The 12,904-nt window shown below is 70.0% G+C and carries 11 protein-coding genes and 1 pseudogene; 9 read left to right on the top strand and 3 right to left on the bottom strand.

The features are described from left to right. Window positions 1-41: 41 nt before the first annotated feature. Window positions 42-845, bottom strand: coding sequence for a transcriptional repressor LexA (gene lexA / locus ABZS71_RS04250; protein WP_355846095.1), 804 nt, complete (start codon window positions 843-845; stop codon window positions 42-44). 433 nt (window positions 846-1,278) lie between these two features. Here lexA and nrdR point away from each other — a divergent pair, with 433 nt between their 5' ends. Further along, on the top strand, window positions 1,279-1,800 hold the full coding sequence (gene nrdR, locus ABZS71_RS04245; RefSeq protein WP_355846092.1) for a transcriptional regulator NrdR: 522 nt from the start codon (window positions 1,279-1,281) through the stop codon (window positions 1,798-1,800). Between the two features lie 114 nt (window positions 1,801-1,914). Continuing rightward, window positions 1,915-4,782, top strand: coding sequence for a vitamin B12-dependent ribonucleotide reductase (locus ABZS71_RS04240; protein WP_356207478.1), 2,868 nt, complete (start codon window positions 1,915-1,917; stop codon window positions 4,780-4,782). A gap of 124 nt (window positions 4,783-4,906) precedes the next feature. Here ABZS71_RS04240 and ABZS71_RS04235 read toward each other — a convergent pair whose 3' ends face one another. Continuing rightward, on the bottom strand, window positions 4,907-5,155 hold the full coding sequence (locus ABZS71_RS04235; protein WP_356207476.1) for a VOC family protein: 249 nt from the start codon (window positions 5,153-5,155) through the stop codon (window positions 4,907-4,909). A 183-nt stretch (window positions 5,156-5,338) separates the two neighbouring features. Here ABZS71_RS04235 and ABZS71_RS04230 point away from each other — a divergent pair. Both ABZS71_RS04230 and ABZS71_RS04225 read left to right on the top strand, forming a co-directional pair. Further along, a pseudogene (locus ABZS71_RS04230) lies at window positions 5,339-6,406 on the top strand (histidinol-phosphate transaminase); the annotation flags it as partial. A gap of 171 nt (window positions 6,407-6,577) precedes the next feature. Continuing rightward, window positions 6,578-7,183 carry a YdbC family protein gene (locus tag ABZS71_RS04225; RefSeq protein ID WP_355846083.1) on the top strand — a complete coding sequence of 202 codons (606 nt, stop codon included), beginning with the start codon at window positions 6,578-6,580 and terminating at the stop codon, window positions 7,181-7,183. Window positions 7,184-7,225: 42 nt separating this feature from the next. Here ABZS71_RS04225 and ABZS71_RS04220 read toward each other — a convergent pair whose 3' ends face one another. Next, window positions 7,226-7,849: a TetR/AcrR family transcriptional regulator gene (locus ABZS71_RS04220; RefSeq protein WP_355846080.1), complete on the bottom strand. Its 624-nt coding sequence runs from the start codon at window positions 7,847-7,849 to the stop codon at window positions 7,226-7,228. 128 nt (window positions 7,850-7,977) lie between these two features. Between ABZS71_RS04220 and abc-f the strand changes: the two genes are divergently transcribed. The 5 genes from abc-f to ABZS71_RS04195 all read left to right on the top strand — a co-directional run bounded on the left by abc-f (window position 7,978) and on the right by ABZS71_RS04195 (window position 12,820). Then, window positions 7,978-9,624: a ribosomal protection-like ABC-F family protein gene (gene abc-f / locus ABZS71_RS04215; protein WP_356207473.1), complete on the top strand. Its 1,647-nt coding sequence runs from the start codon at window positions 7,978-7,980 to the stop codon at window positions 9,622-9,624. A 9-nt stretch (window positions 9,625-9,633) separates the two neighbouring features. Then, window positions 9,634-10,293: a histidine phosphatase family protein gene (locus tag ABZS71_RS04210; protein WP_356207471.1), complete on the top strand. Its 660-nt coding sequence runs from the start codon at window positions 9,634-9,636 to the stop codon at window positions 10,291-10,293. Window positions 10,294-10,304: 11 nt separating this feature from the next. Continuing rightward, the gene (locus ABZS71_RS04205; RefSeq protein WP_355846074.1) at window positions 10,305-11,198 is read left to right on the top strand and encodes an ADP-ribosylglycohydrolase family protein; all 894 of its coding nucleotides are present in this window, start codon (window positions 10,305-10,307) and stop codon (window positions 11,196-11,198) included. A gap of 189 nt (window positions 11,199-11,387) precedes the next feature. Then, the gene (locus tag ABZS71_RS04200; protein WP_355846072.1) at window positions 11,388-12,089 is read left to right on the top strand and encodes a ribonuclease HII; all 702 of its coding nucleotides are present in this window, start codon (window positions 11,388-11,390) and stop codon (window positions 12,087-12,089) included. 68 nt (window positions 12,090-12,157) lie between these two features. Continuing rightward, the gene (locus ABZS71_RS04195; RefSeq protein WP_355846069.1) at window positions 12,158-12,820 is read left to right on the top strand and encodes a hypothetical protein; all 663 of its coding nucleotides are present in this window, start codon (window positions 12,158-12,160) and stop codon (window positions 12,818-12,820) included. Window positions 12,821-12,904 lie beyond the last annotated feature (84 nt).

The raw sequence follows: 12,904 nt of genomic DNA, 5'->3' as shown, positions 1-12,904 counted from the left end.
CGGTCGTTGGGTACGCTAGGGCGCACCTCGATCCGTCGCGCTCAGACGCGCCGCAGCACCGCCACCACCTTGCCCAGAATGGTCGCCTCATCGCCGGGGATCGGCTGGTACGCGGCGTTGTGCGGGAGCAGCCACACATGGCCGTCCTCGCGCTTGAAGCGCTTCACCGTGGCCTCTCCGTCGAGCATCGCGGCGACGATGTCACCGTTCTCGGCGACGGGCTGGCGGCGGACGGTGACCCAGTCGCCGTCGCAGATGGCCGCCTCGATCATGGAGTCGCCGACCACCTTCAGAACGAAGAGCTCACCGTCGCCGACCAGCTGCCGGGGGAGCGGGAAGACATCCTCGACCGACTCCTCGGCGAGGATCGGGCCGCCGGCCGCGATCCGGCCGACCAGCGGAACGTAGGAGGCGGCGGGCTTGCCGGTGGTGTCCGTCGGCTGGGCGCTGGGCTGGTCGGAGCCGCGGACCTCATACGCCCGGGGCCGGTGGGGGTCGCGCCGCAGGAAGCCCTTCCGCTCCAGAGCCATCAGCTGGTGGGCGACGGACGAGGTGCTGGAGAGGCCCACCGCCTGGCCGATCTCCCGCATGGACGGCGGGTAACCACGCCGCTGCACAGAGTCGCGAATGACCTCGATGACGCGGCGCTGCCGGTCGGTCAGTCCTGAGCTGTCCGCCCGGATTCCTGGAGGTCGGCCGGGTAGTGAGCGCGTGGGCTTCTGCCCCTCCGGGTTCGTGTCGGCGTCATTCATCGCGTGGGTCTGGTTCATCGCGTGCGTCTGTTCGAGTCGGCTCTGGGAGCGCTCCTGGGCGGTAACGGTGGCGCTCTCTGCGGTGGTGGTCACGACGGCCCCTCTCGAGATGTTCTCCCTAGTTGGACAACGGTAGTTGCTTTCGAAAGGTTGCGCCAAACACACGTTCGAGTGAAATTTCGTAGATGAGCTGACGTGATCACAGGGTTGGGTGTATGGGCCGGTTTCTACGGCCACCGTCGGGTGGGGGTCCAGTCTTGCATCCCCACCCCCTCGAATCCGGGACCGGTGGGGTTCGCGTACGCTCGTGCCTGCTCCCGAGCCGTGACACGCCCCCCGGTACGGTTGAGTGCCAGACACCAGATCTAGTGGTTAGATGGATGCGAGCCACCTACAGGTTGTGGTCTCTGGTCATTTGGTGCCACGGTTTTCGCCTATGCTTGTGGCCGCTTCACCGGGGCCTCGCGGCCGGGTCGAGGCTTGTCAGTCATGCGCCGTTCTTGAGGGTGAGGGAGGGTACGGAGCCATGCACTGCCCCTTCTGCAGGCACCCCGACAGCCGTGTCGTCGACAGCCGGACCACGGATGACGGCTGCTCGATCCGCAGGCGCCGCCAGTGCCCCGACTGTTCGCGTCGCTTCACGACCGTGGAGACCGCGTCACTGATGGTGATCAAGCGGAGCGGGGTCACCGAGCCCTTCAGTCGCGACAAGGTCATCTCCGGGGTGCGCAAGGCATGCCAGGGCCGGCCGGTGACCGAAGACGCTCTCGCCAAGCTCGGCCAGCAGGTGGAGGAGGCGGTCCGGGCCACCGGCAGCGCCGAGCTGTCCACCCATGACGTGGGGCTCGCCATACTCGGCCCGCTCCAGGAGCTCGACCTCGTCGCCTATCTCCGCTTCGCCTCGGTCTACCGCGCCTTCGACTCGCTGGAGGACTTCGAGGCCGCGGTCGCGGAGCTGCGTGATCGGCAACGGCCTTCCGCGCACGACCGCGGGTCCGGCGCCGACGGGGCCGCGGAGGCCCCCGCGCCGGCCATCGCCGCCGACTGACCGGCGGCCCAGACACCCGCCCGGGGCGCATCGCGCGGCCGGGTGAACGACAGACACCGTGCCTTGGGAAGAACTGGGCACATCAGGGCGTTTTCGCCCGTACAGGGAGGCGGAATGACAGAGACGACGAGCGGCCCCGCACGAGGCTCCCGCTCCAAGGGAAGCAAGCCGAACAAGGGTCTGCGTATCGAGCGCGTCCACACCACCCCTGGGGTGCATCCGTACGACGAGGTGGTCTGGGAGCGTCGTGACGTCGTCATGACCAACTGGCGCGACGGTTCGGTCAACTTCGAGCAGCGCGGCGTTGAGTTCCCCGATTTCTGGTCGGTGAACGCGGTCAACATCGTCACGAGCAAGTACTTCCGTGGCGCGATGGGCTCCCCGGACCGCGAGGCGAGCCTGAAGCAGCTCATCGACCGTGTGGTGCGCACCTACCGCAAGGCCGGTGAGGAGCACGGCTACTTCGCCTCGCCCGCGGACGCCGAGATCTTCGACCACGAGCTCACCTACGCGCTGCTGCACCAGATCTTCAGCTTCAACTCGCCGGTGTGGTTCAACGTCGGTACCAAGCAGCCGCAGCAGGTCAGCGCCTGCTTCATCCTCTCTGTGGACGACTCCATGGAGTCGATCCTGGACTGGTACAAGGAAGAGGGGATGATCTTCAAGGGCGGCTCCGGCGCCGGCCTGAACCTCTCCCGCATCCGCTCCTCCAAGGAGCTCCTCTCCTCAGGCGGCAATGCCTCCGGTCCTGTCTCCTTCATGCGCGGCGCCGATGCCTCGGCTGGAACGATCAAGTCGGGCGGCGCGACCCGCCGGGCCGCCAAGATGGTCGTTCTCGACGTCGACCACCCGGACGTCGAAGCCTTCATCGAGACCAAGGTCAAGGAGGAGGAGAAGATCCGCGCCCTGCGTGACGCGGGCTTCGACATGGACCTGGGCGGCGACGACATCACGTCCGTCCAGTACCAGAACGCCAACAACTCCGTCCGGGTGAACGACACGTTCATGCAGGCCGTGGAGTCGGGCTCGGCGTTCGGTCTGCGCAGCCGGCTGACCGCTGAGGCCATCGAAGAGGTCGACGCCAAGTCCCTCTTCCGCAAGATGGCCGAGGCGGCCTGGGCCTGTGCCGACCCGGGCATCCAGTACGACGACACCATCAACCACTGGCACACCTCGCCGGAGACGGGCCGGATCACCGCCTCCAACCCGTGCAGCGAGTACATGCACCTGGACAACTCCTCGTGCAACCTGGCCTCGCTCAACCTCATGAAGTTCCTGCACGACGACGGAGCGGGCACCCAGCGCTTCGACGCCGAGCGCTTCGCCAAGGTCGTCGAGCTGGTCATCACCGCGATGGACATCTCCATCTGCTTCGCGGACTTCCCGACCGAGAAGATCGGCGAGACGACCCGCGCCTTCCGCCAGCTGGGCATCGGCTACGCCAACCTCGGCGCCCTGCTGATGGCCACCGGCCACGCCTACGACAGCGACGGCGGCCGGGCCCTGGCCGGAGCGATCACCTCCCTGATGACCGGCACGTCGTACAAGCGCTCCGCGGAGCTCGCGGCCGTCGTCGGCCCGTACGAGGGCTACGCCCGTAATGCGGACGCCCACAAGCGCGTCATGAAGCAGCACTCGGACGCCAACGCCATCGCCAAGCGCATGGACGACCTGGACACCCCGGTCTGGGCCGCGGCCACGGAGGCATGGCAGGACGTGCTGCGCCTCGGCGACAAGAGCGGCTTCCGCAACGCCCAGGCGTCGGTGCTCGCGCCGACCGGCACCATCGGCCTGATGATGGACTGTGACACCACGGGCGTCGAGCCGGACCTGGCCCTGGTCAAGTTCAAGAAGCTGGTCGGCGGCGGCTCCATGCAGATCGTGAACAACACGGTCCCCAAGGCGCTCAAGCGGCTCGGCTACCAGCCGGAGCAGGTCGAGGCGATCGTCGCCTATATCGCCGAGCACGGCAATGTGATCGACGCGCCGGGGCTGAAGCCCGAACACTACGAGGTCTTCGACTGCGCGATGGGCGAGCGCTCCATCTCGCCGATGGGCCATGTGCGGATGATGGCCGCCGCCCAGCCGTTCCTGTCCGGCGCGATCTCCAAGACGGTCAACATGCCGGAGTCGGCCACCGTCGAGGAGATCGAGGGGATCTTCTTCGAGGGCTGGAAGCTCGGCCTCAAGGCGCTGGCGATCTACCGCGACAACTGCAAGGTCGGTCAGCCGCTCTCCGCCAAGAAGAAGGAGGAGAAGGCGGCGGAGCAGGCCGAGCCGGAGGTCGAGAAGGTCGTCGAGTACCGCCCGGTCCGCAAGCGCCTCCCCAAGGGCCGTCCCGGCATCACCACCTCCTTCACGGTGGGCGGCGCCGAGGGCTACATGACCGCCAACTCCTACCCGGACGACGGTCTGGGCGAGGTCTTCCTGAAGATGTCCAAGCAGGGTTCGACCCTCGCGGGCATGATGGACGCCTTCTCGATCGCGGTCTCGGTCGGACTGCAGTACGGCGTGCCGCTGGAGACCTACGTCTCGAAGTTCACCAACATGCGCTTCGAGCCGGCCGGCATGACGGACGACCCGGACGTGCGGATGGCGCAGTCGATCGTCGACTACATCTTCCGCCGGCTGGCGCTGGACTTCCTGCCCTTCGAGACCCGCTCGGCGCTCGGCATCCACTCCGCCGAGGAGCGCCAGCGCCACCTGGAGACGGGTTCGTACGAGCCCGCCGAGGACGAGGTGGACGTCGAGGGCCTGGCCCAGTCGGCGCCGCGTCGTGTGGACGTCCCGAAGAACACCACGTCCCAGCCGCAGGCCGCGTCCCCGGCGCCGAAGGAGGCGCACAGCTCGACCGAGCTGGTCGAGATCCAGCTGGGGCTGAACGCCGACGCCCCGCTGTGCTTCTCCTGCGGCACGAAGATGCGCCGCGCGGGCAGCTGCTACCTGTGCGAGGGCTGCGGCTCGACCAGCGGCTGCAGCTGATCGTCCGCCCCGAGGGGTGATGTCTGAGGCGGGGTGCGGGCCTTCGGGTCCGCACCCCGCCTTTGTCGGTGGCGTCCGGTGTCCGGTTTCGGTGCGTGGAACCGTGTCAGTAGTACTGCCGTCACTAGGACTGGAGTTCCACCAGGGTGCCGTCCGGCGTCCGCAGGTGGGCCGTGCGCAGCGAGGGGCCCCACTCCGGGCGGTCCTGAGGGTCGGCGACGATGGTCGCTCTGTGGATGGCGAGGCGGGCGGTGGCGTCGTCGACGTCGGATACGCGCAGGACGAGCATGGCCGCGTACTGGGCCGGCGCGTGGGGTGGCAGGACTGTAGCGGACCATGCAACCCCTGTCACTCGAGTTCTCACACGACTCATGAAACTCCTCAACCGGCCAATAGCCGGGGGAGCATGCGACACCCTCGGCACGAGGCCGGCCGCAGCGCGTGCCGGCACGGCCCATGTGACCGAGGAGGTCTTGCCGTGACCGTCGCCGCAATCGGCACCACAGGTAGTGCCGCACAGCTCTTCCGGGGCACCAACCACAGTCCGTCGTACTTCATGCTGAACCGGGCGGGGGTCTCGGGCGGCGGGCAGGACATCGTGGACTTCTGCATCCCCTGCAACCCCTATTTCCCCACCCCCGTCATGTTCGATGAGCTGTCGGCGAGGCTGCGGGACATCCTGACCTACTATCCGAGCCCGGCCGACACGATCACAGCCGAACTGGCGGGTCTGCTCGACCTCCAGCCGCAGACCATGGCGATGGGCAACGGTTCGACGGAACTCATCACCTGGATCGACCACTTGCTGGTGAAGGACAGTCTGGCCGTGCCGATACCCACCTTCGGCCGGTGGACCGACCAGCCGGAGGAGACCGGCAAGCGAGTGGACATGTTCCGGCTTCCGGAGGCGGAGGGCTTCGCCCTCGATCCCGCGGCCTTCGTGTCCTTCGTACGGCAGCGGGGCTCACGCACGGCCGTCATCTGCAACCCCAACAATCCCGACGGCGGCCTCCTCTCCTATGACACCGTGTTATCGATCATGAATGCCCTGTCCGACCTCGACCTGGTCGTCATCGACGAGTCCTTCCTGGAGTTCGCGGACCCCGAATCCGGTCCGTGGCCGAGCGTCGTGGACGAGGCCGTGGTGCGGCCCAATGTCATCGTCCTGCGCAGCCTCGGCAAGAACTTCGGCCTGCACGGTGTGCGCTTCGGCTACCTGGTCGCGAATCCGGCGCTCGCCCGCAAGGTCCGCTCCAGGCTGCCGAAGTGGAATCTCAACTCCTTCGCCGAAATCATCGTTTTCATGCTCAAGGACTATCAGCATGACTACGAGATGAGCCTGAGGATGCTCGCCCGCGACCGGCAGGTGATGACCTCGCAGCTGTCCTGCCTGCCCGGCATGACCGTCTTTCCCTCCCAGGGCAACTTCGTGTTCGCCAAGCTGCCGGAGGGCGCGAACGGCGCGGAGGTGCGGGACCGCCTCCTGTCCGAACACGGGGTACTGGTGCGCGAGTGCGGCAACAAGCTGGGCAGCAGCAGTCAGTTCACGCGGCTGGTGGTCCGGTCGGAGCCGGATGTGCAGCGCTTGCTGACCGGGCTGAGCGCTGTGCTGTACGGCAGTTCCTGGTACGCGCCCCTGCCCGGGGCGCAGCAGTAACTGCCGTCGGCCTGCAGGGTGCCGGGTCCCGGTACGGGACGTCGTCGGCGACGGTGACCGGGTACGCGCCGGGACGGTGAGGTGAGGCGGACCCTCCGGTATGTGATGCGGGCCACCGTGGGGCCGTAGGATAGCGCGGTGCTGGTCAAGTGGATTCGCTGCACCGTGGTGGACCGCCCGGGTTTCGAGCGGGGGCAGCGGAAGTGGGCGGGGTTGCCCGGCGAACCGGGATTCCGGGGGCAGGGCGGTGGCTGGAGCCGGGGGCGTCCGGACGTGGCGCATATCTTCGCGTTCTGGGAGAGCCGGGTGTTCTACGACTCCTTCATGGCGCGGTCGCACGACCGGCTGGCGGCCGCCCAGTCGGGCACGTACAGGGACATGCAGGTCCGGCTGTTCGAGCACCGCTTCGATGTGAAGGTCGGCTTCGAGCCGCGGTTCACGGACGTCGACGTGGTGCGGGTCGCGCACTGCCGGGTGCACGCGGACCGGGTGGACCACTTCACGCTGGTGCAGGAGAAGGTGTGGAATCCGGCGATGGCCGGGTCACCCGGGATGCTGCGCGGGGTGTTCGGCGAGGCGCCGGGGAACGAGTTCCTCGTGCTGTCCATGTGGGATTCGGCGGCCGAGCACGGGAAGTACCGCGTGGAGCGGGTGGAACGGCTTGGTCTGCGCGCCCAGATAGAGGCGGATGTGGCCGCGATCGCGGGTGATGTCGTGGGTGTCGAGCCCGCCTGGACGGTATGAGGGCGTCCAGGTCCGCCGCTGCCCCGGCCGCGGGCCCGATCATCAGTGGGCCGGGAGATACGCCCCGGCCCGTACGGCGGCGGCGACGGCTGCCGCCGACTGGTCGGCGAGCGGCGCGTCGAGGGGCTCACGGGTGATGAGCGCCCGGAAGAACAGCGGGGCGGAGACGGCCCGTACGACCGCCGCGGCGTCGGTGCCGGGCGGGGCCTCGCCGCGGTCGACGGCTCGCCGGACGACGGATTCGCAGCGGGCGAACCGCTCCGCGTAGAAGCCGCGCAGCGCCTCCGCCGCGCGCTCCGACTGGAACGCCGCCGCGATGAAGGCCGTCGGCGCGGCGGCGGCCGAGGCGTCGCGGAAGGTCTCGATGACCTCGCGGGCGAGGCCGCGCAGATCGCCGTCGAGACTGCCGGTGTCGGGGGGCGTCCAGGTGTCCTCGCCCGCGAGCTCGAGCGCGTCCGCCACCAGCCCCTCGACGCTGCCCCAGCGCCGGTAGACCGTCGTCTTGTGGACACCGGAGTGCTCGGCGACGTACTCGACCGTCAGGCCCGGGTAGCCGTGCTCCGCGAGGCCGGTGAGCACGGCGTCGCGGACGGCGGCGCGGGTGCGCGCGGTGCGCCCGCCGGGACGGACGGTGCCCGGCGTCTGGGTGGCGCTCTCTGCAAACAATTGCAACTCCAGTTGTGTTAGCGGGTTTCCCGTGTCATGGCGAGGGTAATGCAACTGTGGTTGTGTTTGTAGGTCGGTCCGGAAGTGGCCGCCCGTGATCCGGTCCGCCCGTGCTCGGAGGTTCACCCTTGCCCACTCAGATCTCACTGCGCGGCGTGACGCTGTCCCGGGGCGACCGGCTGCTGCTCGACGACGTGTCCTTCTCGGTACGGCCCGGTGAGCGGGTGGGCATCGTGGGGGAGAACGGTGCGGGCAAATCCACGCTGTTACGGCTGTTGGCCGGGGCCGAGCCGCCGGATGACGGCTCCGTCGTGGCCGTGGCCGACGGGGGCTTGGGGCATCTCGGCCAGACACCCGAGCTGCCCCGGGACCACACGGTCCGCGACGCCATCGGCGCGGCCCTGGCCGAGGTGGGTGCCATGGAGCGCAGGCTGCGCGAGCTGGAGGCGGAGCTCGGCGGCTGCGCCCCCGACGCGCTCGCCGCATACGGCGATCTGCTCACCGCCTTCGAGACGCGCGGCGGCTATGAGGCGGACGCCCGGGTGGACAAGGCCCTGCACGGTCTGGGGCTGGGCCGCCTCGGGCACGACCGGCGGCTCGGCAGCCTGTCCGGCGGTGAGCAGGCCCGGCTCGTGCTGGCCTGTCTGATCGCCGCGGCGCCCGAGGTGATGCTGCTCGACGAGCCGACGAACCACCTCGACGGCGCGGCGCTCACCTGGCTCGAGGACGCTTTGCGGGCGCATCCGGGCACCGTCCTCGCGGTCTCTCACGACCGGGTGTTCCTGGAGCGGGTGGCGACCTCGATCGTCGAGGTGGACGCCGATCGGCGCACCCTGGTGCGGTACGGCGGGGGCTACGGCGGATTCGTCGCCGAGCAGACCGCCGCCCGCCGCCGGTGGGAGCAGACGTACGAGCAGTGGTGTGCGGAGACAGCCGCGCTGGCCGAGGCCGCCACGACCGTCGCACGGCGGGTCGCCCCAGGCCGCGGCATGAAGGACGGCAACAAGGTGGCCTACGACCGGAACAAGGGCCGTGTGCAGTCCTCGGTGTCCAGCAGGGTGCGCAACGCCCAGGAGCGGCTGCGCAGACTCCGGGAGGATCCGGTGCCCCGCCCGCCGGAGCCGCTGCGGTTCGCGGCGCGGCCCGCGGCGGGCACCACGGGGGGCGTTCTCGTCGGGCTCCACGGGGTCCGGGTGGGCGACCGGCTGGCGGTGGACGGGCTCACCGTCGCGGCGGGCGAGAGACTGCTCGTCCAGGGCGCCAATGGCGCGGGCAAGTCCACCCTGCTGAGGGTCATGGCCGGGGTCGAGAAGCCGGACGCGGGCAATGTGGTGCGCCGCGGCCGGATCGGCTATCTCGCCCAGGAGATACCGGTCGCCCGGCCGAAGGAGCGGCTGCTGCCGGCCTTCGGGCGTGGACTGCCGGGGACACCGGAGGAGCACACCGCCCTCCTCCTGTCGTACGGCCTGTTCCGGCCGAGCGACCTCCACGTCCCGGTGGGATCGCTCTCCGCGGGGCAGCGCCGTCGGCTGGCCCTCGCCCGGCTGCTGGCGCGCCCCGCGGATCTACTGCTGCTCGACGAGCCGGCCAACCACCTCGCCCTCGGCCTTGTGGAGCAACTGGAGGAGGCACTGGCCCAGTGGGCCGGCGCCCTGGTGGTGGTCTCGCACGACCGGCGGCTGCGCAGCAGGTTCACCGGCCGGGTGTGCGAGATACGCGGCGGTCGGCCGATGGCCGAGGACGGGAGCGAGGCACGTGGCGCACGCTCGATCTAGGGTGGCGGCATGGCACGACCTCGGCGCATCGTTCTCATACGGCACGGAGAATCGGAGGGGAATGTCGATGACACGGTGTACGAACGAGTGCCCGACCATGCCCTGAGGCTGACCGATACCGGGCGGCGGCAGGCGCTGGAGGCGGGCAAGCGACTGCGCGCCACCTTCGCCGACGAGCGCATATCGGTGTATGTGTCGCCGTACCGCCGCACCCACCAGACCCTGAGGTTGCTCGGCCTGGACCCGTCCCGCACCCGGGTCAGGGAGGAGCCGCGGCTGCGCGAGCAGGACTGGGGAAACTGGCAGGACCGCGACGATGTGCGGAAGCAGAAGGCATACCGTGACGCCTACGGGCACTTCTTCTACCGCTTCGCGCAGGGCGAATCCGGCGCCGATGTCTACGACCGGGTGGACGCGTTCCTGGAGAGCCTGTGGCGCAGCTTCGAGGACCCCGCCCACCCGCCGAACGTCCTGCTGGTCACCCATGGGCTGACCATGAGGCTGTTCTGTATGCGCTGGCTGCACTGGAGCGTCGCGGAATTCGAGTCGCTGTCGAACCCCGGCAACGGCGAGACACGGGCCCTGCTGCTCGGCTCCGACGGTCGCTACCACCTCGACCGGCCCTTCGAGCGCTGGTGCACCCCCGAGCCCTACGGCCTCACCGGTTAGAGTGCGCAGCGATGACCGCTGACCGTTTCCACCGGGCCCTCGGGAGCCTGCGCGGACTGGCCGTGGGTGATGCCCTCGGCTCCCAGTTCTTCGTTCCCGCCAACTATCCGTTCCTCAAGCGCCGCGAACTGCCGCCCGCCCCCTGGCAGTGGACCGACGACACCGAGATGGCCTGCTCCGTGCTGGCCGTCCTGGTCGCACACGGCAGGATCGACCAGGACGATCTCGCCCGGTCCTTCGCCGAGCACCATGACTTCGACCGGGGCTACGGCCCCGCCGTGAACCGGATGCTCCGGCTGATCCGGGAGGGCGGCGACTGGCGCGACCTGGCCGCCGGCCTGTTCAAGGGGCAGGGATCGTGGGGCAATGGCGCCGCGATGCGGATCGCCCCGCTGGGCGCCTGGTACGCGGGCGATGTCGAGCAGGCGACCCACCAGGCCGAGATCTCGGCGTACACCACGCATCAGCACCGGGAGGCCGTGGCGGGGGCGATGGCGGTGGCCGCCGCGGCGGCGCTGGTGGCCGACCCCGAGGGCCACAGCGGGCCGGAGGACCTGCTGGACCGGGTGGTCGAGGCCGTGCCGCGCAGCGCCGTCCAGGCGGGGCTGCGCCGCGCCCGGGACATGCTCGACTACGCGAACGCGGGCACCGTTGCCGCGGTGCTCGGCTGCGGCCGTCGCACCAGCGCCCATGACACCGTGCCGTTCGCGCTGTGGGCGGCGGCCCGGCACCTGGGCTCCTTCGAGGAGGCGTTCTGGCGGACCGCCCAGGCGGGCGGGGACGTGGACACCACCTGTGCCATCGCCGGGGGAGTGGTCGCGGCCGGGGTCACGGGTGCGCCGCCCCGCGAGTGGCAGGACCGCACCGAGGCGCTTCCGGGGTGGCTCCCGGCATCGGTCGGCTGACCGCCGGCCGTGCCGCTCACTGTGCGGCGGCCGGTTCGCCGCTCCGTCCGAACCGGCTGTCCGTCGCGTCGGGTTGAGCGGATCGGCCGCCGGACCGGTCCGGGAAACGGCCGGCACCGCCGGCTGGAGGCCGTGGCCGTAGATCCGGGTTCCGAACGCCTGGAGCAGCGGCGTAATGTTGTCCTCGCCATGGCCTATGAACCGCCCACCCACAGTGTCGAGCGCTCGCTCCGCGCCACCACAGGAGCCAGGATCGTCGTCGGTGTCGACGAGGTCGGGCGTGGGGCCTGGGCCGGTCCGGTGACGGTCTGCGCGGCGGTCACCGGTCTGCGTCGTCCGCCGACCGGGCTCACCGACTCCAAGCTGCTCAGCCCCAAGAAGCGCACGGCGCTCGCACAAGAGTTGGAGACATGGGTCACCGCGCACGCCCTGGGTCACTCCTCACCCGAGGAGATCGACGACCTGGGGATGACGGCCGCCCTCCGGCTCGCCGCGACGCGCGCGCTCGACGGACTTCCGGTCCGTCCGGACGCGGTGATCCTGGACGGCAAGCACGACTACCTCGGCGCTCCCTGGACGGTCCGTACGGTGATCAAGGGCGATCAGTCCTGTGTCTCCGTCGCCGCCGCCTCTGTGCTCGCCAAGGTCCGGCGGGACGCGATGATGGTCGAACTGGGAGCCGCGCATGCGGACTTCTGCTTCGCTGACAACGCCGGATATCCGTCCCCCGTGCACCAAGCCGCACTGCAGGAGCTGGGGCCCACCCCCCACCACCGGCTGTCCTGGGCCTACCTGGACGGGCTGCCCCGGTGGCGGCACCTCAAGCGGGTCCGCAGCACACCTGAACCGGTCGAGCTGGAGGGCGAAGGCCAACTCGGCTTCGACTTCTGAGCAGACCAAGCGGTCAAGACCGCCACCCGCCGATGCGACTCGCACCGGCGTTTGATAGACATCAGCCCATGCCTCTCATCCCCGAGGAGCCTCAGATTCACGAGAGTGTCCCGGGTCCTCGCGCGACACCGGCCGCAGGCCGCACCGCGCCGACCCCTCGTCCTGTCCCTGGTCCCGGCCCCCGGCCCGCCCCGCGGCGGCCCGGAAGCCCCGGTCCCCACCGCGGCTCCGCCGGGACCTCGTCGGCTCCGTCGCAGCGCACCGCGAGCGATGCGACGAAGCCCGTGCCGACCGCTCCGGCGGCTTCGGCTGCCAAGGCCACCCCATGTGCCGCCGCGACGGCCGCCCCCCAGATCCAGCTGATCCCCGCCTCGGTGGACGGCGCCCTGGACGCGGCGGACGAGGCGGTCGACCTGCTGCTGGACTCCGGTCGAGCGCCCGGTGAGGTCCTGGTGCTGACCACTGGGGACCAGCACCCGTGGGCGGTACACGAGTTGTCCTTCGGCGAGGCGTCCTACTGGGCGCAGCACGACGCCGGTGACGACGTCTTCTACGCCGCCGCGGACGCAGACCGTGCCAAGAGCCGACCGGTCGTGGTCGTCGCCGTCAACGGCGGAGCGGACGACGCCGTCGCCCGTGTGCTGCCCAAGGCGATGAGCCGTGCCGGGGCGCTGCTGATCGTTTGCGGCGATCCGCAGCGCATCAACACCCTCATGGCCGCGGGCGTCTGATTCCGCACGACCCCGTACGCCCGGTGTCCGGCAGCCCCTGTCCCAGGTGACGGAGGTGTCCGGCGCCCGGACGGCCGGTGGTCG

Origin of the sequence: Streptomyces sp. NPDC005393 (assembly GCF_040606675.1) — a bacterium.
Taxonomy (GTDB): domain Bacteria; phylum Actinomycetota; class Actinomycetes; order Streptomycetales; family Streptomycetaceae; genus Streptomyces.
The sequence above is the reverse complement of the archived record's forward strand: the minus strand, read 5'-3'. Positions and strand labels throughout refer to the sequence as shown.

Excerpts from the sequence above, each read along its gene's own strand:
- nrdR (WP_355846092.1), top strand. The coding sequence starts at position 1,279 with ATGCACTGCCCCTTCTGCAGGCACCCCGACAGCCGTGTCGTCGACAGC.
- ABZS71_RS04240 (WP_356207478.1), top strand. The coding sequence starts at position 1,915 with ATGACAGAGACGACGAGCGGCCCCGCACGAGGCTCCCGCTCCAAGGGA.
- ABZS71_RS04235 (WP_356207476.1), bottom strand. The coding sequence starts at position 5,155 with ATGAGTCGTGTGAGAACTCGAGTGACAGGGGTTGCATGGTCCGCTACA.
- ABZS71_RS04210 (WP_356207471.1), top strand. The coding sequence starts at position 9,634 with ATGGCACGACCTCGGCGCATCGTTCTCATACGGCACGGAGAATCGGAG.
- ABZS71_RS04205 (WP_355846074.1), top strand. The coding sequence starts at position 10,305 with ATGACCGCTGACCGTTTCCACCGGGCCCTCGGGAGCCTGCGCGGACTG.
- ABZS71_RS04200 (WP_355846072.1), top strand. The coding sequence starts at position 11,388 with ATGGCCTATGAACCGCCCACCCACAGTGTCGAGCGCTCGCTCCGCGCC.
- ABZS71_RS04195 (WP_355846069.1), top strand. The coding sequence starts at position 12,158 with ATGCCTCTCATCCCCGAGGAGCCTCAGATTCACGAGAGTGTCCCGGGT.